Consider the following 23,241-nt stretch of genomic DNA (forward strand, 5'->3'; position numbering starts at 1 on the left):
ATCCAATTGTGCAAAAAAAAAACAATGTTAGAATGGGTTTTGTTCAGTTGAACATCGTATTTTATTAACCAAACAAGGAGTTTCTTATGGGCGATTTTAGTTTCAAAGGCGGTTATATCTATAATGGTATTCACAAAGTGGGCAATGTAAAAGGTGGTCGCATTTTCAAAGGCGATACCAATTTAGGCTGCGGCAACCAGCTTGGTAACGTGAAAGATAATTACATCAATGACGGCGCCCACGCCCCTGGTACGGGTAAACGTATTGGCAATATTCAAAATGGCAATGTGTTTGCAGGCAATGGAATGACCGCACAAGGCACACGCATTGGCAAGGTCAGCGATTATAAAATCAAAGGCATTGACGGCGAAAGCGATGCGATGATTGTGGCGGTGTATCACTATTTTGTGAAAAATATTCTGTAACGCATTTGTAACAGCAAGGACGAAAATATGCCAAAACAAGCCGATTTTTTAACCGCCGTTAATCAATTCATCGCAGACGGCAAAGCACTCGATCACCGTTATCATTCGTTTGATTTTTGCTATGCCCATTTTCACCCCAGCAATCCCGCGCGTGAAAATGTGGAAATCGGCTGTTTTGTGTTGTGGAGTTATTTAGCCAGCTGGGGAATGTTGCGGGGCAGCAGTTTTTTATTGCAGAAAAATCCAGCCTATTTAACTGAAACCGTGCGATATATTCTCGCTCAAGACCCGACATTATGGGCAATGAACATCGAACCCGAAAATTTTGACACCATTCTCAAGTTATACGACGACATTGAAAAATGTATTATTGAAAAGAATGAACGCAGCCTTGTGTTAGTCACCAAAATTCTGCTCGGCGTATTCGGCATTGTGCCTGCCTATGATGAAAACTTCACGCAAACCTTTAAATCTTTTTCAGCAAACTATCACCCTGATAAAAAAGAATGTGGCTTTACCAGTGTGAACAAACATTCTCTAGCCGTCATTCACCAATTTCACCTTGCCCATCAACACGAGATTGAGCAAATTCAAGCCCAACACAAGATTATTGATTTTCGTGGCAAACCAACCCCATTAATTTATTCGGCAGCGAAAATTATCGATATGTATGGCTTTACCAAAGGCTTGAAAAACTAACCGATTTATTAACAACCCGTATTAGGAGAACAGATTATGGCGAAGAAATCCGCTTTTTTAAATGGCTATCTTATTGAAGAAAATGAAGATGGCAAAATTTTCGTGCTAGAACAATCGAAAAAAGGCACGGTAACTAAATGTTTAGAAGACATTGCGGCAGCAATCGGTTTTGAACATAAAGCCGACTGGAATACCCGCACTTTCGGCGCAAATTTAGTCAAACACGCAGGCGAGAAAAAAGAAGCGGATTTCGATGTGAATGACGAGAAATTCCGTGTGCGTATTTTAGCGTCAGGCACAGTAGAAACCTTTCAATATAAAGCGGAAGGCACAGTGCGGTCTTTCTTGCGTGAATTTGCACTAAGCCAAATTAAACCACTGCTTCCTGCAGACGAATCTATTCCATTTGAAGATGAAGAAGAATACAAAAGCTGGACCACTCGCACACTTGGGGCGTATGTGATTAAAACCATTAACGCCTTGCCTGCGGCAGAAAGTGCGGTCGAAACTACGGCAGAAAACACCGCAGAAAATGAGAGTGAAAGCAGCCCCAGTAGTGCCAAATGGGAAAACTACCGATTTGAATTGGATTCAGCGGGTAATTTCTGCGTTTTTGAAGATGATAAAGAATTAGTGTTTAGCGATAAGGTAAAATTATCTGAATTTTTATTTAATTTTTTAGATGACAATATCGGAGGCTCTTATGAGAATTTTGGAGTTAAATTTAATATAGATGATATTTATGATGGAGAGTCTGATTGTTATATTGCGTTTGATACTGAGAAATGTGGTTCAGTTCTGATTCAGGCGATCAACAAAGGTAATGAAGTTTGGAATTGGTGGAGTCGTCTTGATGACAGTTTGAAATTTATTCTATTACGACACTCGCCTTCATATTCCCGATATGCACTTCGTTGGAATAGTTCTACTTACTGTATTGAAGACGATGAAGAGAGTCAGTTCTATGCTAGAAACGGATCTTTTAAATTTAATGTTCGTAATAGTTTTTCTGTCGGTCAATTATATCCTTTTACTAATGTTAGCATTATTCGTGTGCCTTCATTTAGTGATGGTTTTGATTTTTCATTTGATAATATTGAAAAATTGGCATTTTTACCGAACTTGAAAGAATTATATATGGATGATGTTAATATTCGTGCAGTGCCGATAGATATGCCTGAATTAACTTGCTTAGAAGATCTTTCGTTATCTAAAAATGATCTGAGTGATTATGCGTTCACGTTGAATCGTTTATATAGTTTAAAAAATTTGAAAACACTTAATCTTGCTGAAACAGGTTTAACCGAAGATCAAGAAGAAGTGATTGCATTAAAAGAAGCACTACCAAATTGTCAGATTATATTCTAGGAGTAAAATTATGGCTAAAAAATCAGCTTATGTTAATGGCTATCTTGTTGAACAAGACGATAGCGGAAAAATTAACGTACTTCATCAATATGACGAAGGTGAAGTGATTGGTAGTTTGCGTGAAATCGCTGATGCCATTGGCTTTGCATATAATGCAGACTGGAATACGCAAGAGTTTGGTCGCCAGTTAGTAAAACACGCTAATGGCGAAAATACAGCGGATTTTGAAGGGGCGGACGAAAAATACCGTGTGAATATTCTCGATAATAAGAAAGTCGAGAGTTTCAAATTTGCAAAAGACGGCACAACGAAAGAAACCTTATATGAAATTTATGACGGTTATCTGCGAACCACGAATTTCCCTGAAGGTCATAAAGGGTATCTTGATACAGATGATGAAGAAACCCGTAAGAATTTAAATACTCGCCAAGTCGGTGCGATCGTGATAAATGCGATTAATACACTCAATGATTTTTGGCAATGGTGGGTTGATTTAGATGATTCATTGAAATATTTATTATTATTGCAATGGGAACCGTCTTTTGATTATCCATTACCCGATTATGATGATTGGAATGATAATGAAGAATTTGAGATCACCGATTCTGAATTTGATTTATATGATAAAGAAGGCGATATGGGCTTTTATTTATATGATCTTATTTTTGATACGGAAGAAATTTATTGGAATAATACCGATGTGCCTTTTTATCATTTGGAAAAACTTGCACAATTACCGCATTTGAAAAAATTAGTGATGAGTGGTGTAGAACTCGGTGATATTCCTGATGGTATCGTTGAATTAGCCAAACTGGCGAAATTGGAAACATTGGATCTTTCTGATAATTCCATTGATGCCGAAGAATTGGAAAAATTACACGAATTGCACGATTTACAACAATTAAATATTTCAAGCAATTTCTTTGATGAAGATTGTGATGAAGTGGCTGAGCTACGAGAAGCGTTGCCAAATTGTGAGATTGAAGCGTAGTAAAGCACATCATCATTCAATTCATTGATAAATTAAACCAAAGCTGGCGTGAGTTGGCTTTGGTTTTTATACTCTAAAAGGTATAATTTTGTACTTACCCCTTAAAAGGGGTAGATTATTAAAACTCCAAGGCAGATTTGGCTAATTTAGTGCAAAATGTCGTCTACATTTTCTTTAGCAAAACCCGCCAATTTCGCAGTGTGGAAAATATGGCGAAATTGGATTTTGTTTCATAAATAATATTTCTATTTGAAAAAACGGAATTTTTTTCTTTTTTACGGGAAAAAGTGTAATATTTATTTTCATTAAATTTATCAGAGTAAGTCACATTGAATGAACCATTATAGTGAAACGATTATTATTGGTGCCGGTGCGGCCGGACTGTTTTGTGCGGCAGAAATTGGGCAACACGGCGGTGAAAAAATCACGATTTTAGACAGTGGCAAAAAAATGGGTCGCAAGATTTTGATGTCGGGCGGTGGCTTTTGTAATTTTACCAACCTTGATGTTAGCCCGAGTCATTATCTTTCGCAAAATCCCCATTTTGTCAAATCTGCTTTAGCAAGATTTACCCAATGGGATTTTATTAGCCTAGTTTGTGAATATGGTATTGCCTATCATGAAAAAGCGGACGGTCAGCTTTTTTGCGACAATTCGGCACAAGATATTGTGGATTTACTCGAAGATCGCTGCAAAAAGGCGAAAGTGGATATTCAATTACGCCAGCAAATTGATAGCGTAGAACCCATTGAAAACGATCCCAAGGTGCGTTTTAAGGTGCGTGCTAACGGTGTGGATTGGACCTGTCGAAATTTAGTCATTGCTACCGGTGGACTTTCCATGCCGGCATTAGGGGCGTCACCCTTGGGTTATAAAATCGCAGAACAATTTGCTATTCCGATTATTCCGCCAAGAGCGAGCCTTGTGCCGTTCACTTACTTAGAAAATGACAAAATTTTCACCGCACTTTCGGGCGTATCGCTAAGGGTCAATGCCAGTGTGGGTCATCAGGTATTCCGAGGTGATATGTTATTTACGCACCGAGGGTTATCGGGGCCGGCGATGTTGCAAATTTCTAATTATTGGCAACTGAACGAGCCAGTCCACATTGACTTATTGCCCGATCAATCTATTGCCGATCTAATCACCGCACAAAAAGCCCACTCGCCAAATATGCAATTAAAAACCGCATTAAGTCAAGTGTTGCCCAAACGATTGGTGGAATTGTGGATTGAACATCAGCGTTTAACCTTGGGCGATAAAACCTTGGCACAAATAAGCAAAGCGGATTTACAATCCTTAACCGAGTTAATTCATCAATGGCAATTTCACCCTAACGGTACAGAGGGTTATCGTACCGCAGAAGTGACCTTAGGGGGCGTGGATACGCAATTTATTTCTTCTAAAACCATGCAAGCTAATCAGGTGGCGGGGCTGTATTTTATTGGCGAAGTGCTAGATGTCACTGGTTGGCTTGGCGGTTATAATTTCCAATGGGCGTGGAGTTCGGCGTATGCTTGTGCCAAGGCTATTGCAGAAAGTGCCATTTAGGTTTAAGCTAGGCTTAATTTTATTAATAATGAAGGAAATACCATGACAAACACAACCTTACCTTTTCATGCCGACACGGTGGGATCTTATTTACGTTCTGAGACGTGGAAACAAGCTCATGCTGATTTTAAAGCAGGCAAAATTTCCCTTGAACAGCGTGATGACATCGTTGAACAGGAAGTGAAAAAATTAGTGCAAGCACAACTTGACGCTGGCATTCAAGTGGTCACCGACGGCGAATATCACCGTTCTTGGTGGCATATTGATTTCTTAGAAAATCTCAACGGCATTGAAGGTTATGTGCCAGAAAAAGCCTATGCGTTTAAAGGCGTGGCGGTGCGACCTTATAATACTCGCTGTTGTGGCAAAGTGTCGTGGAATAAAAATCACCCATTCTTAGCCCATTTTAAAAAATTTAATGCCATTGTGGGCGGTCGTGCGGTGGCGAAATTTACCATTCCCAGTCCAAACCAATTAATGTATCCAGTTCAATGGGATCACGGCATTTACGCCACTCGAGAGGAATTTGCCAAAGACGTACAACAAGCCTATAAAGAGGCCATTCAAGCCTTTTATGATGCAGGTTGCCGTTATTTACAAATTGATGATGTGTATTGGGGATCCTTATGTAACAACCACGATCAACCGACCTTTGCAGCGGACAAAGCTCAAGCGGTGGCCAATATTCAAGCGATTCTTGCGGATAAACCTGCAGATATGACGATTACCACCCACGTTTGCCGTGGTAACTATAAATCCTCTTATTTATTAACAGGGGCATACGATCCAATCGCAGATGGTTTATTTGCTCAAACTAATTATGACGGTTATTTCTTAGAATATGATGACGAACGTTCAGGCGGTTTTGAGCCGTTAAGACATTTTGCTAATAATAAAGGGCGTGTGGTGTTAGGTTTGATTAGCTCCAAATTCCCTGAATTAGAAGATAAAGCTCAAATCAAAGCTCGCATTGCGGAGGCCGCAAAATATGTACCGTTGGCACAACTTTGCTTAAGCCCACAATGCGGTTTTGCGTCCACGGAAGAAGGTAACGTGATGACCGAAGCACAGCAATGGGCGAAAGTACGTCATGTGGAAGAAATTGCTAAGGAAGTTTGGGGTGAGGATTAGTTTTTTTCCTTTTACAAAATACCGAGTTTCGCTCGGTATTTTTTTCTAACATTGAAAACTTGATTTTATAATATTTTAAGCCTTTAAAGTATTAGTGAGGTTTGTTATAATTTTTCCTATTTTCCGTACTTCAATGATAGAGATAACCCCATGACAAAGGACAATAAACTAACCTACATCAGCCTGTTTTCATCTGCTGGCGTGGGGTGTTATGGCTTTAAACTCAATCAATTTGAATGTATTGCCACCAATGAAATCATTGCACGCCGTTTAAGTATTCAAAAACTCAATCACAAATGCCAATATGAAACAGGCTATATTTGTGGCGACATTATCCAAGCTGAAACCAAACAACAAATTTACACTGAAATTCAACGTTGGTATGAGTTAGGTAATGATCGTGTAGATGTGCTTGTGGCGACTCCTCCTTGTCAAGGCATGAGTGTGGCTAATCATAAAAAAGCTGATGATGAAATCAAACGTAATAGTCTAGTGGTGGAAAGTATTGATTTAATTAAAATTATCAAACCACGATTTTTTGTGTTAGAAAATGTGCAAGCCTTTTTAAAGACAGGTTGTGTTAATCAACAAGGCGAAGTTGTGGCGATTGGCGATTTAATTGTTAATGAATTAGGCTTAAATTATCGTATTGCACACAAAATTATTAACTTTAAAAATCACGGAGCTAATTCATCTCGCACGAGAACTTTGGTTATAGGTGTAAGTAAAGAATTGGACATTGACCCTGAACATTTATTCCCCAAAGCAGAAAACGAAAAAACATTATTTGAACTCATCGGCAAAATGAAATCCTTAGATTGGGGCGAATATGATGCTGATGATTTTTATCATAGTTTTAGAATTTACCCTGAACATATGCGAGCGTGGATAAAAGACATAAAACAAGGGCAAAGTGCTTTTGATAATGCGGACTTACACAAACAACCGCATAAAATCGTAAACGGCAAAATCGTATTAAACCATTCTAAAAATGGTGATAAATACACACGCCAATATTACGACAAAGTCGCCCCTTGTATTCATACACGCAACGATCAATTAGCCAGCCAAAATACCGTTCACCCTATTGATGACAGGGTGTTTTCTATTCGTGAATTGATGATTTTAATGAATATTCCTGAAAGCTTTCAATGGAGCAATAATTCATTGGCAGAATTGAACGCTTTATCTTTGGATAATAAACGCAAGCATTCCAAAAAAACAGAAATGAATATTCGCCAAAGTATCGGTGAAGCTGTGCCGACCATTATTTTTGAACGCATTGCCAACAATATAAAAACACAAATAGGTATGAGTAATGACTGAAAAGGATATTTACCAACTTATTGCACAGCAACAACTCAATATTCCCAAAAACTTGCATAATTTCATCTTGAACAATTATCAAGATTTAGGCAAGCAAGATATAGCAAGAATTATTGAGCTGGCAAATGTTGAACGTGAAAACCATTCCGCTTACTATACCAACGATTTTATTATTCAACATATCGCCGATAATTTGCCTAGCTTTGATGATAAAGAAGAAATAACCATTATTGAACCGTCTGTGGGTGCTGGAAATTTTCTGCATTGCCTATTTGAAAAATACAAATACAAAAAGAAAGTTAAAATTATCGCTATTGACATCAATCACCATATTTTGGATATTTTGGGCTTTTTGTTTAACAAAGAGCGTATTCCTGCTAACTTTGAAATAGAGTTTGTGTGTGATGATTTTATTTATTTTTATCCTAATCAAAACATAGACTTGATTATTGGCAATCCGCCATTTACTAAGCTAAATCAAAAAATATTGAGCAAGTACAAGCAATGTTATTCATTTAGCAAGGATTTAAAAAATTTAGCTGGCTTATTTTTAGAAAAAGCATTAAGCGAAGCCGAATATGTTTCGCTTATTATGCCTAAAAATATTCTCAATACGCCAGAGTATCAACAAACACGAGAGAAAATAAAACAATGCAATGTACAGCATATTTTGGATTTTGGCGAGTTAGGCTTTAAAGGAGTGTTGATTGAAACCGTCAATATTTTAGTCAAAAGAACTGGCACACAAGATAAAATCAAAATTCATTCTTTACCCAAAAAAGAACTGATTTATCAATCAGCTAACTATATTTTTGATGATAACTTGCCCTATTGGGTCATTTATCGCAATACAGAATTTGACAAGGTTTTTGAGCAATTAACCTTTGATTTATTCACCGTTTTTCGTGATAGACAAATTACAAATAGTGTTACGCATTCACAAAAAAATGATGATTACGTGCGTGTCTTAAAATCACGAAATATTGATAATACAGGCGAAAACATCGTAGATATAACCGATTATGATGCCTTTATTAACATAGATGAATTGGAAAATTTGAGTGTTTACAGTTATTTAGACCGAGATGATGTTTATTTAACCCCAAACATGACCTACAACCCACGAGTAATGCCAAAGCCCAAAGGCGTTGTTGTTAATGGTTCGGTTGCTATTTTAATTCCTAAGCAAAAAATGGTTTTAAATCATAAACAATTGAGCTATTTTGCGAGTGATGAATTTAGACAGTTTTATAAAATTGCGAGAAACTATCAAACTCGCTCATTAAATATTGATAGTCATAGTGTTTTTTGGTTTGGCATAAATCGTGCAGAAATGGGATCGTAAAATGTGTCGTGAAAATATTGAGCAATTTTTTAGTCAATTTGATTTTGATATAAGAAAATCAAATGATGCACGCTGGATTGACCAAAAATGCACGTACGATGTCGTAAACATTATTGCTGATTGCATTTTAGAGTTTACCCAACATGACACAAATAAATCTTTTACCGTCACAGATATATGGCGTAGCGATTATGCGGTTGAAAATGTACAAATAATGTTTTCAAAACCAGACCCAAGCGAAAAATCTCAAAATGAATATGACAAATATTTTTCACAACCGATTAAATTATTGTCATATAGCCGAATTTTGCGCGCAGAAAGAATCGGCTTACGCTATCTATATAAAATCAACAACCTGGCGTTATTGGAGCATATTGCCTTAAAACCTACCAATGCCTTAAATTTTTTGATTAGCTATATTCAAAAAGTACTAGCGGACAGTGGCTTAGATAGGGTATTTAATCAATTTTTTCAAATTCAAAGCAAAGATGCTTACGCCGAAGTTCGTAAAACATTTATTGACTTTACCATTGATCATACCGCAATCAATACGACAGTTGAATGTGGACGGATATTTACCAAAATTATCAATCCATTAGCTTTTAAATTTAAGAAATATGGTACAGAAAAAGGCAGAATATCTAATAAAATAATAACCATGCAAGATATTCAATATAACCGCACTAATTGGCGAGATGATTTATCCGGCAAAGAAAAACATATTCCACGCCAAGAATATGCAGCAAGCACTGCTGAACCAGCAGGATATAGTGCTTATTTGGTACAAAAAGCCAAAAAAGATATTAGAAACTTTAATGATCGCTTTCGTAATGGTTTATCAGAAGTATTTCAACAAACTGAGCAGGGAATTAAAGCCACGCAAATGCATCATATTTTCCCACAATCAGATTTTCCAACTATTGCTGCCTATTTAGAAAATTTGATTGCCTTAACGCCTAATCAACATTATGCAATGGCTCACCCTGACAACAAAACAATGTATATAGATAAGGATTTTCAATATATTTGTCTATTAGCAAAATGTGGGCATATTATGGATAATTTAACCAATCCTCAAGTAAGCCACCAAATTTATGATTTTGATAGCTATACTTTTGTATTGGATACAGGTTTAAATACTGATAAATTTGGTCAAATCAATGATTTAGATTTTTCAAGTATTGTGCTAAATATTGATTATTTTTATAGTGAGTATAGTAATGTTAAGTTTAATGGTTTGATTAAAAACAATAAACCGATATTTAAATAACTTATGATTCATAATTTGCAAAGATAGACCATGTTAACCCGATGTTCTGCCCTACGTTTGGTTCATCTGCGTACCCACAGCGATTTTCCCATTATTGACGGCATTGCCAAAGTGAAACCCTTGGTCAAGGCTTGTGTGGCGGAAAATATGGTGGCCATGGCGTTGACGGATTTCTCTAATAAGTGCGGTGGGATTGGAATTTAGTTAGAATATAAACGTATAAAAAGGCGGACTAAAACCCTAGGGTTTTAGTCCACCTTTTTAGTGATAGTATCAGTTAGTTAACTCAAAGCCACGCCACTTAATCCAATAAATAACCCCGCAATCGTGGCACTCATTAAATTCGCCAAAGTTCCTGCAATCACGGATTTTAAACCAAGACGCGCAATATCCGAACGGCGATTAGGTGCCATACTGCCGATACCGCCAATCAGAATCGCAATGGCCCCAAAGTTAGAGAAACCACATAATGCAAAGGTGATAATGGCTTTAGTTTTATCGCTAAGTTGCACCACAGCATCTGGTTGCAGATATTTAGCAAATTCAAAATAGCCCACAAATTCGTTGACGGCTAATTTCATCCCGATCATTTGCCCAGCAATGTCAGAATCTGCCCAAGGTACGCCGATTAGATATGCCAAAGGTTTAAATAAATAACCAAATAAAATTTGTAAGGTCAGCTCCTCTATGCCAAACCAACCGCCGACCCAACCAATCAAGCCATTTAATAAAGCGATTACGGCAATAAAGGCGATTAACATTGCACCGACATTCAGCGCAAGCATTAAACCTGAGCTTGCACCATTGGCGAGCGCCTCAACTACATTATGGGGTTGTTCTTTATCTTCCACGTTATCCAATGAATCGTTAAATTTTTCGGTTTGTGGATACATTAATTTGGCAAAGACTAAACCTGCGGGGGCTGCCATAAAGGAACCGGCAATTAAATAGGTTAATGGCACGCCCATACCGGCATAACCCGCCAATACGGAGCCTGCAATGGAGGCGGTACCGCCGACCATAATGGCAAATAATTCGGATTCGGTCATTCTGCTGACATAGGGTCTAACCACCAATGGGGCTTCAGTTTGCCCCACAAAAATATTGGCTGCTGCTGACATGGATTCCGTTTTTGAGGTACCGAGGGCTTTTTGTAAGCCACCGCCTAAAATGCGGATTACCCATTGCATAATGCCGATATAATAGAGTACGGAAATGAGGGCGGAAAAGAAAATAATCACGGGCAACACTTTCACCGCAAAGATAAAGCCAATGCTTTTAGGATCGGCAAGGTTACCGAATACAAAGGCGATCCCCTCGTTGCCGTAATCAATCACTTTGGATACAGCATTAGCCGTGCCAATTAAGGCGTCACGCCCTGCTGGCACATAAAGAATTAAGGCAGCAAAGCCAATCTGAATGGCCAATGCGCCTAGCACAGTGCGGTAATTAATGGCTCGTTTGTTGTTGGACAGCAAAATGCCAATGGCTAACAACACCACAATACCGATAATACTCATGAATATTTCCATATTTTAATCCCTTTTTAAATTAATAAATCGTTGTTATTTTTTGAATGCCACATTGTTTAGCAAAAGCCGCTAATTCGTCCGTTTGTTCAATAGTGGGAACAAATGGCGTTAAACCTTGTTCATCTCTCGCCCCTTTGGTATGTACCCGAATAATTTTTAACAGCACGTCGGGATAAGGTTCTAGCAATTTAGCCACTTTTTCAATCAGTTGGTGCGCATCAAAAAATGTTGTTACAAAAACTAACCGCACTTCTTCCACTTTGCCAAGGGGCAATAATTTGGCTAAATTTTGCAAATTTCGGGCGAGATTTTCGGGCTTAATATGGGCAATGGTCGGGATAACTTGCTCTGGCACTTTGCCTTGTTGATTTTTACGATCAAAACACAACGTCTGCAATCCCTCGCCATCACCTTTTAAATCAAACAGAAATTTGTCCGTCACCTCAATGAGCGGTTCAATTACCTCATAGTCAAAAAAACCGCTGCTGTCCAAATAACAAGTTAAACCTTGCTTTCTTAATGCCTGAAATAAGGGCACCAATTTTTTATGATGAATGGTTGGCTCGCCACCCGATACCGTCACCCCCCGAATAAATGGCACCGCCGACATGGCTTGCTCATACAAATATTGTAGGCTGACTTGTTTGGCCTCGTCAGTATAACGGGGAATGGTTTCGGGATTGTGGCAATATAAACAATTCAGCTTGCATCCTTGCAAAAAAATACTGGTGCGATTACCTTGCCCCTCTACATTGGAAAAGGGAATAATGCGGTGTAATGGCACCTGTATTGTTGCAAGATCCATCTCATCAAGCATTTACATCATCTTCATCACGCAACTGACGATCAAAGACGTTAGCACAATCGTCAGTGCCTGAACCGTACCAAGTGGTATCACGCAACACGGCCTCGCCTTTGCGATAACGTTCGACTTCGCTTTTCTTGACTAAATAACCTGTTACCCGAATAAGATCGGTGTTTTTCAAATAGGTCGTGATGTAGCGATAACCGCTAGCAAAGGAGCCATCAATAATATCAACCACCGCATCTAAATGATCCGTATAGGTTTGGTCAAAGGCAAACAGATCGCCCGTACCAGAGGGGAAATATTTATGGAATGGGGCAGATTGTTTTAAATGGGCTAATAACGTTGGTTCTTCGCCCACCCGAATACGGTGTGCTGGCGTGTTGGTTTTATCTTCGGCGTGATTACTCGCACCCACTTGCGCATGCAACAAGTATTGATTATTGGTGCGTTCCACATACAAGCCTTTGTGTGCATCATTGACTTCTTTGAGTTTGTCCATAATTAAGGTAGCAATTTCATCACCACGCTGACTTTGTCCAAAGGTTCCGTTTAAGCCCTCTTTTTTGAGCAAGTGATTAGTGGCATCAGCAAGCCCAACAATGGCAATCATACTGGTGAAATTGGTGCGTTTAATAAAGCCCTCTTTGACCAAGAAATCGGTTTCAAAGAAATTGCTTTGTTCCACCAAGAATTTATGCCGTTTGTCCATGGTGGAAAGGGCAAGTTTAGCCACTTTCGGCAATAATTCATTGACCATTTCATCTACGCTTTGACAAGCACGCCCAATGGTACCTAAACGCAAACGGGTTAATGTATAAGCGCCACCGCATTCTGGCAAGGCGTTATAACAACTAGCGATACCATATTCTTCACCAAGATCGGAGATATAATAAGCATCATTGGCAAAGGACGGTTTAGACACTAACAAACAGGCTTTGGCTGCCAGTTCGGCAAATTCCCGAGACGTTTTGTTTTTATCATAGCGAATACTCATATTCGGTGTTGGATTTTCAAGCTCAATCACCGCTTGTAAAATCAAGCGACCAGCCTTGGTATCGTACGGCCCCACATTGGCATGGCAGAAAGAATCCGGAATGGTTTTATCAATATGATTTAAGAACCGTTTAATTTTAATATAATCTTGTTTTTCATCCGTAATAAACGGATCCAACAATACATCAAGACGACCGATATAAACAGGATAAGTGGTAATAGAGGGAACGTGAGAATAGAGAATTAATAACCCGTCAAGGGCTTCATCTAAGTTGGTCGGCGGTGGTAAATCAAGGAATTTACAGCCTTTTTGAATATAAACGTTATAATCAGGCAAAATATAACGTGGGCGATAAATGGCATATCCCTCATTCAAATCACAAATCATTTGATTTTCAATATATTGCCATTCTTCTTCGGTGTAACCCAATAATTCAGTCGGATTAAATAAACGCTCCGCAATATTGCCTAAGCACATCAATTTTTGATGGTAGGTGAGGGCGTTAGATTTTACCGTATCCAAAATATCTTGTAAGGTCGCTTGCATAATGAAATCCCCTTAATAACAATAAAAATCGTAGGGTATTTTAGCATAGGGAAAAAAGATTATGCAAAATATATTCGATCAGGCGGAGAGGAACTTCGTTAAGTCATCTGTTTAAATTTTAAGGGAATAGTTCATTGCCACGGCTGATAGTTGCAATCTGTAATTATTTTTTGCGAGTGCGATCAAAAAATTAAAATTGATCCTTTCCATTTACGAAATTACATTACATAATAGCGCTGATTTATCCGATGAGTAAATATTTTTTAAGGAATAATTATGGCTCAATTCAATTCTATTATCGCAATTTTAGGTATTATTGCGACTATCTACTTGTTAATCAAAAAATATGAAACCCGCACCGTGTTAATTGGCGTGGGGTTGATTATGGCAATTTTAACGTTCAAACCCATGGAGGCGTTGGATGCCTTTGCTAAATCCATGACTTCGGGTGGTTTGATTATGGCAATCTGTTCTAGTATGGGTTTTGCCTATGTGATGAAATTTACTCAATGCGATAGTCATTTAGTGCATTTACTCACCAAACCTTTAAGCGGTTTAAAATTCTTTTTAATTCCGATTGCAACGATTATTACGTTCTTTATTAATATCGCCATTCCCTCTGCAGCGGGCTGTGCAGCTGCTGTGGGAGCAACCTTAATTCCAGTGTTAAAAAGTGCGGGTGTTCGCCCTGCCACCGCAGGGGCAGCGATTTTGGCGGGGACATTTGGTTCCATGATGAATCCAGGATCTTCGCATTCGGTGATGATTGGTGATATGGCAGGATTAACCGTGACAGAAGTCAATTTGTTGCATGCACCTTACACCTTTATTGCTGGAGCGATAGGGGCGTTGGTATTAACGATTTTAGCGTTGGTGTTGAAAGATTATGGTGAACAACATCGTCAAGCATACCTGCAAGAAAATCAAGAAACCGAATCCCATTTTGCCAAAGTGAATCTACTTTATGCTCTTGCACCGTTGATTCCATTAATTATTTTGGTTATTGGGGGAACATCATTGCAAAAAATTTCGGGATTAGAATGGACGAATATGGGGGTTGCACAAGCCATGTTAATTGGAGCAATTTATGCCATTGTCGTCACTCGGGTTTCTCCTGTAAAAATCACGGACGAATTTTTTAATGGTATGGGCAATTCCTATGCCAATGTATTAGGTATTATCATTGCTGCTAGTGTATTCGTAGCAGGTTTAAAAGCCACCGGAGCAGTGGATTCTGCTATTGAATTTTTGAAAAATTCTAATGAATTTGTACGTTGGGGAGCGACGATTGGTCCATTCTTAATGGGCGTAGTTACTGGTTCAGGAGATGCAGCTGCGATTGCCTTTAATACTGCCGTGACACCGCATGCTATAGAATTAGGTTATACTCATGTGAATTTAGGTATGGCAGCAGCTATTGCTGGAGCCATTGGTCGTACCGCTTCACCGATTGCAGGGGTAACTATTGTTTGTGCAGGATTGGCTATGGTTAGCCCGGTGGAAATGGTTAAACGCACTGCTCCAGGGATGGTTTTAGCTACCCTGTTCTTGGCACTATTCATGTTGTAAAACTTGCCTAAATTCTACCGTACTTTTTTTAGTGTAAATATAAGGGGAGAGAGAAGATTATACTACTCCTCCCTTTAGTAACTTCCTTAACCAACTCCGATTTCCCACCAAATTATGCAAAATATCTTCACTTAACGGCAAAGGTTCGCCGTAAATTAATGAACCTAATAATTCCCCGAGTAAAGGGGCGGAGGTTAAGCCACGGGATCCTAAAGCACCAATGAGGTACAAATTTGGGTGTTGAGCGGCTTGTGGAATGGGGTGTTTGCGGCGGCGTAGGTTGTAGATATTTTTGTAATCAATACGTTGTTGCTCAAAATTGGGTACGTTACCAACTAACGGCATGCGATCTCGTATGGCACAACGAACGCCCACTCTTGCAATATTACTTGAAGTATCCACGTCTTTTGTCCAATTTTCGCCAATGTTTTGTTGGATTTTTTGCTGGTTTTGTTGTTGTTCTTCTGGGCTAAAATAGCGAGTGGCATTATCCCTAATGTGGCTTGCACCGATACAATGGCTCATTTTCGATTGATCCACTGGCGTTAAATAGCCGTCATAACAAAGTATGGTGTTGAGTTTCAGTAAATTCTCGCTAGTCGGAATTTGGCTCACTTGTCCACGTACAGGGTAAGTTGGCAATGGTTGGGTTGGCTCAAATTGACTGAGTTGATGACCGTTGGCAAGGATCACAATTTGATGTGGAAACTGTTCATTCTGTTGATTGGTTAACAGCCAACTATCTTCTTGTCGCTGAAGTGCGGTGATTTTTTGCGATGTTTTTAGGGTTAAGCCTAATGCTTGCAAATAAGCAAAGGTGTTTTGCACAAATTGGCGAGGGTTGAGCCACGCACCTTGTGGAATAAAACCGCCGCCACAGGGCAGTGGTAAGCCGACAATATCCGATAATTGTTGTTGGTTAAGCGGTTGATAAAGACTGTCGTGCCATTGATATTGCGAAATTTTATCTAATTTCACTGCACTTTTTTGATCATAACCACACAATGCCACCCCACAAAATTGGTGTTCAAATTCAATGCCTTGTTTGATTGCCCATCTGAGTTGCTGTTGACCATAAGCAAAGGCATGAATATAGAAACGAATATTGCGAATATCATCATCACTTAATTGCGGATAAAATGCCCCTTGTTTGTTGCCTGAGGCGTTTAAGGCAGGTTGTTCATCTTCACAATAAAGCGTGACTTTTGCTCCACGTTGCAACAGGGCAAGTGCGGTAAAAAGTGAGGCAATGCCACCGCCGATAATTGCAATTTCCGCTTGTTGTTCAAATTGGGCGGTTTGCCAGTGATACCAAGGAAAAGCAAAGTACGGTGTATTTGGGGTGAGTTTTTGACCATGCAAACATTCTCGTTTTTTGCCAAATCCTTTGCGTTTTTCTACGGCAAAACCGGCATTTTCTAAACCTTTTCGCACCGCACTTGCGGCGGTGAATGTGGCAAACGTACCGTTGTGTTTGGTGTAACGATATAGTTGATCGTAAAGTTGATTATTCCACATATCGGGATTTTTGCTCGGTGCAAAGCCATCTAAAAACCAAGCATCAATGCGGTTTTGCATATAATCACCGAGTTGCGGAAGTTGTTCATTGATGTCGCCAAACCAGAGATCTAAGGTGGTCTCATCAAAATGAAAGCGTTGGCAACCTGTAATTGGTTCAAGCCATTTCTCTTGTAAAGATTGCGTGATATCGGCAAATTGAGCGTAGGCTTGATGTGCTTGTTTTAAGGATTGAATGGGAATTGGGTATTTTTCAAAGGAAATAAAAAACAGCCGTTTTAACGGCGATTGCGGATTTTCGGCTCTAAATTGGCGAAAAAGTGCGGTGGTAATAAAGAAATTTAACCCTGTGCCAAAGCCTGTTTCAGCGATCACAAAATGGGCTTGTTCATATTTAAGCCAACGTTGCCAAAGTTGATTGCCTTGCACAAAGACGTAATCACTTTCTGCCATGCCGTCTTGATTACAAAAATACACATCATCAAATTGTTGAGAAACTGGCGTATTCTCTTGATTAAAATGAATTTCTGCGGATTTCACTTGTAGCATGGTTTTATTCCTTTTTTGCAATCTGTTATTTTGTTATAATAGCCAAAATTTTGGCACTGGTCGAACAAATCAATTTTAACTTGAAATTTTTTGATTTCGTAGTAAGTTAGCCAGAAATTTGAAAAATTTCACGTACAAAGGAAAATAAGTAATGAGAAGAGCAGTTATCACTGGATTCGGTATCGTTTCAAGTATTGGTAATAACAAAGAAGAAGTATTAGCGTCATTAAAAGCCGGTAAATCAGGGATTGAATTTGTGCCTGAATTTGCTGAGGTGGGCATGCGTAGCCAAGTGGCGGGGACGATTAAGTTAAATCCAGCGGAATTAATTGACCGTAAAGTTTATCGTTTTATGGGAGATGCGGCGGCTTATGCTTATCTTTCCATGAAAGAGGCGATTGAAGATTCAGGCTTGAGCGAAGATCAAGTGTCGAATGATCGTACGGGGTTAGTGATTGGTGCAGGAACCGGCTCGGCACATAGCCAGTTAGTAGCCTGTGATGCGGTGCGTAACGGCAGCGTGAAAAAAGTGGGGCCTTATGCAGTGACGAAAACCATGGCATCCAGTGTTTCAGCTTGTTTAGCCACGCCTTATAAAATTCGTGGCGTAAACTATTCCATTAGTTCAGCTTGTGCAACCTCTGCTCACTGTATCGGTCATGCCTTAGAATTGATTCAATTAGGGAAACAAGATGTGGTCTTTGCGGGTGGTGCGGAAGAACTTTCTTGGGAATGTGCTACCGAATTTGATGCCATGGGGGCGGTTTCAACTAAATATAATGATACGCCAACCAAAGCCTCTCGTGCTTATGATGCCAACCGTGATGGTTTTGTGATTGCCGGTGGTGGCGCCGTTGTGGTGGTGGAAGAATTAGAACATGCGTTAGCTCGTGGTGCAAAAATTTATGCGGAAATCGTGGGTTATGGGGCGACTTCTGATGGTTATGATATGGTGGCGCCAAGCGGTGAGGGGGCAGAACGTTGTATGAAACAAGCCCTTGCTACGGTGGACAGCCCAGTGGATTATATTAACGTACATGGTACTTCAACACCTGTTGGTGACGTGAAAGAGTTGGGGGCGATTGCGAATGTTTTTGCGGGTCAAAAACCGGCCATTTCATCCACAAAATCCATGACCGGCCACTCATTAGGGGCGGCGGGCGCACATGAGGCGATTTACACCTTATTAATGTTACATAATGATTTTATTGCACCAAGCATTAATATTGAAACCCTTGATGAAAAAGCAGCGGGTTTAAATATTGTGACAGAAACCAAAGAAAATGCGGGATTACAAACCGTGATGTCAAATAGCTTTGGTTTTGGTGGGACGAATGCGACGTTGGTGTTTAAGCGTTATAGCAAATAGTCTACCTCGTTGAGTTAACAAGAAAATAGCTACTGATAGTAAATATCAGTAGCTATTTTTTTGCCTATTAAGGCGACGCATTCACTGATCATAGAAAGTAAAAAACCGTATCAATTATTTGATACGGTTTTTTGATATTTGGTGGAGGTAAACGGGATCGAACCGATGACCTCTTGCATGCCATGCAAGCGCTCTCCCAACTGAGCTATACCCCCGAAAGTGACGATATAATAAATTCCGCCACGCTGAATGTCAATAGGAAATTTCGCTTATTTTTGAATAAATTCAACTGCTTTAGCGATTCTGGCTAAAGTGCGGTCTTTTCCTACAAGTTTTGCTGTAATATCCATCGATGGCGATTGGCCAGAACCAGTGACAGCCAAACGGAATGGCATGCCGACTTTACCCATGCCAATTTCTAATTCCGCAGCGGTATCATTCATGGCTTGATGAATATTTTCTACCGTCCAATCAGTCTCAGAAAGTGCGGTCAATTTTTCTGCTAATTTTTGTAATGGTACAACAGCCTCTGGTTTAAAGTTTTTCGTTGCGGCTTTTTCATCATAGCTATCAAATTCTTCATAGAAATAACGGCTTTGTGCCGCTAATTCTTTCAATGTCTTAGCACGTTCACCTAACACAGGAATAATCTCTTCCAATGGCACACCATTTTCATAAGCAATGCCTTGATCTTGCATATGCCATGCCAAATGTTTTGCCACATAGCTCGGCTCTAAGGTACGAATATAATGCTGATTCAACCATTGCAATTTTTCCGTATTGAACGCACTGGCCGACTTGCTGACAGAATGAATGTCAAACAGCGAAATCATTTCATCTCGTGAAAAAATTTCTTGATCGCCATGTCCCCACCCCAAACGCACTAAATAGTTGATCAAGGCCTCAGGCAAATAACCGTCATCACGGTATTGCATTACACTCACTGCACCGTGGCGTTTTGAGAGTTTCTGACCGTCATCACCATTAATCATGGAAACATGTGCATAGGTCGGCACAGGAGCATTTAACGCTTTTAAAATATTGATTTGACGTGGCGTATTATTAATGTGATCTTCACCACGCACGACATGGGTAATGCCCATGTCCCAGTCATCTACTACTACACAGAAGTTGTAAGTCGGTGAGCCATCTGTACGGCGAATAATCAGATCATCTAATTCACTGTTGCTAATTTCAATACGACCACGCACGGCGTCATCAAATACCACAGAACCCTCTTGTGGATTTTTAAAACGAATCACGTGAGGTTCATCCGGAGAATGGCTATGATCATGCAAACAATGACGATCATATTTGGCTTTTTCTTTATTTTGTTCTTGTTGATGACGTAATTCATCTAAACGTTCTTTGGAACAATAACAACGGTATGCGGTGCCTTCTTCTAACATTTGATCAATCACTTGATTGTAACGCTCAAAACGTTTGGTTTGGAAATAAGGGCCATGATCCCAAGCTAAATTTAACCATGCCATGCCCTCTAAAATCGCTTGTGTTGCCTCTGGCGTTGAACGTTCTAAATCGGTATCTTCAATACGTAATACAAACTCACCTTGATGATGTTTGGCATATAACCAAGAATACAACGCCGTTCTTGCTCCTCCAACATGCAAATAGCCAGTTGGACTCGGTGCAAAACGTGTACGCACTTTCACATTAGGATCTAAAGGAAATAAATTGTCGATTTTCATGAGTTACCTTTCTTATTCTTATTTAATTTGTGGGCTATTGTACCTTCTTTTCGGATTTAGCTTAACTGAATTTTGCATTTTATGGCTATTTTTACGGCAATTAAACCATTTTTTGCAGAAATAGATTGACTGAAATTCAAGAATACTTATAATGCACTCCACAACGCAATTAGCGGTGCAAGGGCGATTAGCTCAGTTGGGAGAGCACCTCCCTTACAAGGAGGGGGTCACTGGTTCGAGACCGGTATCGCCCACCACTTTTCAACGATATAATATTGATAAGTTTCTTGCAACGTTTATGTGTTTTCCCTTGTTTAAGTGGGCGATTAGCTCAGTTGGGAGAGCACCTCCCTTACAAGGAGGGGGTCACTGGTTCGAGACCGGTATCGCCCACCACTTAAACAATCTACAAACAGGCTTTTATAGCTGTTATCGTAGGGCGATTAGCTCAGTTGGGAGAGCACCTCCCTTACAAGGAGGGGGTCACTGGTTCGAGACCGGTATCGCCCACCACTTTGATTATATTTTAGATAAGATTGAGTAAAATAGAGTGTCATTTCTAAACCTTGAAACGCTTATCGTTACGCTTTATTTGGTATTTTTTTATTTACTAGGTTTTGCATTATTTCATCGTGAAATCATGATAAAAACGTTCGTAACAAAAGAAGTACGAGAAAGTCAGCAATATGCACCGCACTTTAAACGATTACGTATACTCGGCATGCGATTTGACGCCAAATATATTGCGATTATTTTATCTCTCCCTTTTCTTATCGGTTCATTATTCAGCTTTATTAATACTCACCTCTCTGTCAATGCTTGGATCTTGTCGGGCTATATTTTTATTATTTCTTTTATTTTTATCAGCATTCTCATTGGGAATTATTTTTACTTTAAAACCTATCAAAATTACTATGATATTTTCATGTTCGGCCTAAAAGAAGATGATACGCAAGCCGTACTGAAAAATATCTATGAAGATTATCCCGTGATAAAAATGTTGTTTTTATGCCTGATTTTAGCCTATCTTCCTGCTAGTTTTAGTTATTATGCGACCCAAAATCAAGTTTTCTCTTTTTCAGACAGCATTTTTATACTCATTTTAGTTTACTTCATGACTTTTCTCGGTATTGCATTCTTAGCTCGTGGCACGATTCGTTCTTTACCCTTAGGGAAATCTCATGTCCAAATTTCCACATTAGCGATTTTAAATAAAATGGTGCCTAATGGGATTGTGGCAATGGAATGGGCATTTAAAGATAGAAAACGAGAAATCACATTTGAACCCGTGGATCTGGAAACAGGGCGTGCTTTAATGCAAGTCGCATTACAGAAAGATTCCTTGCTCGATAGCGTTCCACCATCAGATTATCTCGCTAAGACTCGTCCAAATGTGGTGTTAGCTTTGATGGAAAGTTTTGCCATGAATTGTTTGGTATTAGACGATCCCATTCATAATGATTTACTCGGAAAACTCCGTCCATTTTACGAGAACAGTTTCACGTTCAAACGTTTTTTATCTTCATCCAGTGGCACGGCGCCAAGTTTGGCTTATCTTTATTTTAATAGCCCGATACAAAATATTAGCCAATCCATTGCACAAAAAACACCATTAGCTCATACGCCATTTTTAGCTTATAAAAAACAAGGCTATAAAACCATTTTTATTACCTCTGGTAACATTATGTGGCGTAATTTGGGCAATTATCTCCCTTTACAGGGTGTAGATGAGATCTACGATCAAAGCCATATTATTGATATTTTTCCTGAAGCTCGTAAGACCTTATCTTACTGGGGAATTGCGGATGAATTTGCTTTCGCCTTAGCTGAAAAATGTTTATTGGAAAATGATGAACCCGTATTTATTAACATTTTAACCATTACCAATCATCCGCCCTATCAAGTGCCGAATCATTATCAAACCTTACCGATTCAACCCAATTTGTTGGAAAAGAGATTTGGTAAAAATCATGAAGAACGCAGCAATATGCTCAGTACATTTCAGTATGCCAGCAATGCGTTAGGGCAATTTATGCAAAATATTACCCAAAGTGCGGTGAAAAATAAGACGATTTTAGCCGCAACAGGTGATCACCATGTGAGATCCTTGAGCGCAAACTTGCCTGAACAATATTTCATTGCCCATGCGGTTCCTTTTATCTTGCATATTCCAGATGAAATACAACAAAATCTGAACATTACCTTTGATCCTAAACGAATAGGATCACATAAAGATATTATGCCAACCCTTTATGCGGTGAGCTTATCCGATATAGAATACTGGAATTTGGGCGGGCAAAACCTGTTAGCGCCATCTGTGAATGATCATTATAATTTTGCTTATAATGAACAAATATGGGCGGATCATCATGGCGTGATTTGCCATTCAGATAATCTCACCAAATATACTTGGAAAGATGATATGTTAGTGGCAGATGAAACTCACTTATCTACGACAGAAGAAACCAATAAAATTAATGCCTACAAAAAATTATTATTTTGGCAAATCAATTTTCAAGTAAAAGGTTCAAATTAACCCTA

17 protein-coding genes, 4 tRNA genes and 1 pseudogene are annotated in these 23,241 nt (G+C 39.2%); 16 read left to right on the top strand and 6 right to left on the bottom strand.

Annotated elements, in window-relative coordinates; genetic code table 11:
• Positions 1-86 precede the first annotated feature (86 nt).
• The 10 genes and pseudogenes from ACTG7L_RS00620 to ACTG7L_RS00665 all read left to right on the top strand — a co-directional run.
• On the top strand, positions 87-425 hold the full coding sequence (locus ACTG7L_RS00620) for a hypothetical protein (protein ID WP_439287042.1): 339 nt from the start codon (positions 87-89) through the stop codon (positions 423-425).
• A gap of 27 nt (positions 426-452) precedes the next feature.
• Positions 453-1,124, top strand: a complete 672-nt coding sequence (locus ACTG7L_RS00625) for a hypothetical protein (protein WP_439287044.1) — start codon at positions 453-455, stop codon at positions 1,122-1,124.
• Positions 1,125-1,160: 36 nt separating this feature from the next.
• Positions 1,161-2,492 (top strand): hypothetical protein, encoded by a 1,332-nt coding sequence (locus ACTG7L_RS00630; protein ID WP_439287046.1) that lies wholly within the window; start codon positions 1,161-1,163, stop codon positions 2,490-2,492.
• A gap of 10 nt (positions 2,493-2,502) precedes the next feature.
• Complete coding sequence (locus tag ACTG7L_RS00635; protein WP_439287048.1) at positions 2,503-3,483, top strand: hypothetical protein; 981 nt, start codon at positions 2,503-2,505, stop codon at positions 3,481-3,483.
• Between the two features lie 333 nt (positions 3,484-3,816).
• Positions 3,817-5,034 (top strand): NAD(P)/FAD-dependent oxidoreductase, encoded by a 1,218-nt coding sequence (locus ACTG7L_RS00640; RefSeq protein WP_439287050.1) that lies wholly within the window; start codon positions 3,817-3,819, stop codon positions 5,032-5,034.
• 42 nt (positions 5,035-5,076) lie between these two features.
• The gene (locus tag ACTG7L_RS00645; protein ID WP_439287052.1) at positions 5,077-6,165 is read left to right on the top strand and encodes a 5-methyltetrahydropteroyltriglutamate--homocysteine S-methyltransferase; all 1,089 of its coding nucleotides are present in this window, start codon (positions 5,077-5,079) and stop codon (positions 6,163-6,165) included.
• A 150-nt stretch (positions 6,166-6,315) separates the two neighbouring features.
• Positions 6,316-7,491, top strand: coding sequence for a DNA cytosine methyltransferase (locus tag ACTG7L_RS00650; protein WP_439287054.1), 1,176 nt, complete (start codon positions 6,316-6,318; stop codon positions 7,489-7,491).
• Positions 7,484-8,836 (top strand): Eco57I restriction-modification methylase domain-containing protein, encoded by a 1,353-nt coding sequence (locus ACTG7L_RS00655; RefSeq protein ID WP_439287056.1) that lies wholly within the window; start codon positions 7,484-7,486, stop codon positions 8,834-8,836. Before ACTG7L_RS00650 ends, ACTG7L_RS00655 begins: the two co-directional genes overlap by 8 nt.
• 1 nt (position 8,837) lies before the next feature.
• Positions 8,838-10,106: a hypothetical protein gene (locus ACTG7L_RS00660; RefSeq protein WP_439287057.1), complete on the top strand. Its 1,269-nt coding sequence runs from the start codon at positions 8,838-8,840 to the stop codon at positions 10,104-10,106.
• 30 nt (positions 10,107-10,136) lie between these two features.
• Positions 10,137-10,295 (top strand): annotated as a pseudogene (locus ACTG7L_RS00665) (PHP domain-containing protein); the annotation flags it as partial.
• Between the two features lie 92 nt (positions 10,296-10,387).
• On the opposite strand, the gene ACTG7L_RS00670 reads toward ACTG7L_RS00665, so the two are convergent.
• From ACTG7L_RS00670 to ACTG7L_RS00680, 3 genes are read right to left on the bottom strand one after another with little or no spacing between them, the layout of a single operon-like run.
• Positions 10,388-11,638, bottom strand: a complete 1,251-nt coding sequence (locus ACTG7L_RS00670; RefSeq protein ID WP_439287058.1) for a NupC/NupG family nucleoside CNT transporter — start codon at positions 11,636-11,638, stop codon at positions 10,388-10,390.
• A gap of 19 nt (positions 11,639-11,657) precedes the next feature.
• A complete protein-coding gene (locus ACTG7L_RS00675) occupies positions 11,658-12,443 on the bottom strand; it encodes a radical SAM protein (RefSeq protein WP_439287167.1) in 786 nt (261 codons plus the stop codon).
• A 4-nt stretch (positions 12,444-12,447) separates the two neighbouring features.
• A complete protein-coding gene (locus tag ACTG7L_RS00680; protein ID WP_439287060.1) occupies positions 12,448-13,986 on the bottom strand; it encodes a YjjI family glycine radical enzyme in 1,539 nt (512 codons plus the stop codon).
• A gap of 276 nt (positions 13,987-14,262) precedes the next feature.
• On the opposite strand from ACTG7L_RS00680, the gene dcuC reads away from it, so the two are divergent.
• Positions 14,263-15,555, top strand: coding sequence for a C4-dicarboxylate transporter DcuC (dcuC, locus tag ACTG7L_RS00685; protein WP_439287062.1), 1,293 nt, complete (start codon positions 14,263-14,265; stop codon positions 15,553-15,555).
• A 57-nt stretch (positions 15,556-15,612) separates the two neighbouring features.
• Here dcuC and mnmC read toward each other — a convergent pair whose 3' ends face one another.
• Positions 15,613-17,622, bottom strand: a complete 2,010-nt coding sequence (gene mnmC, locus ACTG7L_RS00690) for a bifunctional tRNA (5-methylaminomethyl-2-thiouridine)(34)-methyltransferase MnmD/FAD-dependent 5-carboxymethylaminomethyl-2-thiouridine(34) oxidoreductase MnmC (protein WP_439287064.1) — start codon at positions 17,620-17,622, stop codon at positions 15,613-15,615.
• Positions 17,623-17,773: 151 nt separating this feature from the next.
• On the opposite strand from mnmC, the gene fabB reads away from it, so the two are divergent.
• On the top strand, positions 17,774-18,991 hold the full coding sequence (gene fabB, locus ACTG7L_RS00695; protein ID WP_439287065.1) for a beta-ketoacyl-ACP synthase I: 1,218 nt from the start codon (positions 17,774-17,776) through the stop codon (positions 18,989-18,991).
• A 139-nt stretch (positions 18,992-19,130) separates the two neighbouring features.
• On the opposite strand, the gene ACTG7L_RS00700 is transcribed toward fabB, so the two are convergent.
• Both ACTG7L_RS00700 and gltX read right to left on the bottom strand, forming a co-directional pair.
• Positions 19,131-19,206, bottom strand: a tRNA-Ala gene (locus ACTG7L_RS00700).
• Between the two features lie 54 nt (positions 19,207-19,260).
• A complete protein-coding gene (gltX, locus tag ACTG7L_RS00705) occupies positions 19,261-20,700 on the bottom strand; it encodes a glutamate--tRNA ligase (RefSeq protein WP_439287067.1) in 1,440 nt (479 codons plus the stop codon).
• A 181-nt stretch (positions 20,701-20,881) separates the two neighbouring features.
• Between gltX and ACTG7L_RS00710 the strand changes: the two genes are divergently transcribed.
• The 4 genes from ACTG7L_RS00710 to ACTG7L_RS00725 all read left to right on the top strand — a co-directional run bounded on the left by ACTG7L_RS00710 (position 20,882) and on the right by ACTG7L_RS00725 (position 23,236).
• Positions 20,882-20,957, top strand: a tRNA-Val gene (locus ACTG7L_RS00710).
• Positions 20,958-21,020: 63 nt separating this feature from the next.
• A tRNA-Val gene (locus ACTG7L_RS00715) sits at positions 21,021-21,096 on the top strand.
• A 41-nt stretch (positions 21,097-21,137) separates the two neighbouring features.
• A tRNA-Val gene (locus tag ACTG7L_RS00720) sits at positions 21,138-21,213 on the top strand.
• 127 nt (positions 21,214-21,340) lie between these two features.
• Complete coding sequence (locus ACTG7L_RS00725) at positions 21,341-23,236, top strand: LTA synthase family protein (protein ID WP_439287069.1); 1,896 nt, start codon at positions 21,341-21,343, stop codon at positions 23,234-23,236.
• Positions 23,237-23,241 lie beyond the last annotated feature (5 nt).

It is taken from the genome of Lonepinella sp. BR2357, assembly GCF_051851525.1.
Taxonomy (GTDB): domain Bacteria; phylum Pseudomonadota; class Gammaproteobacteria; order Enterobacterales; family Pasteurellaceae; genus Lonepinella.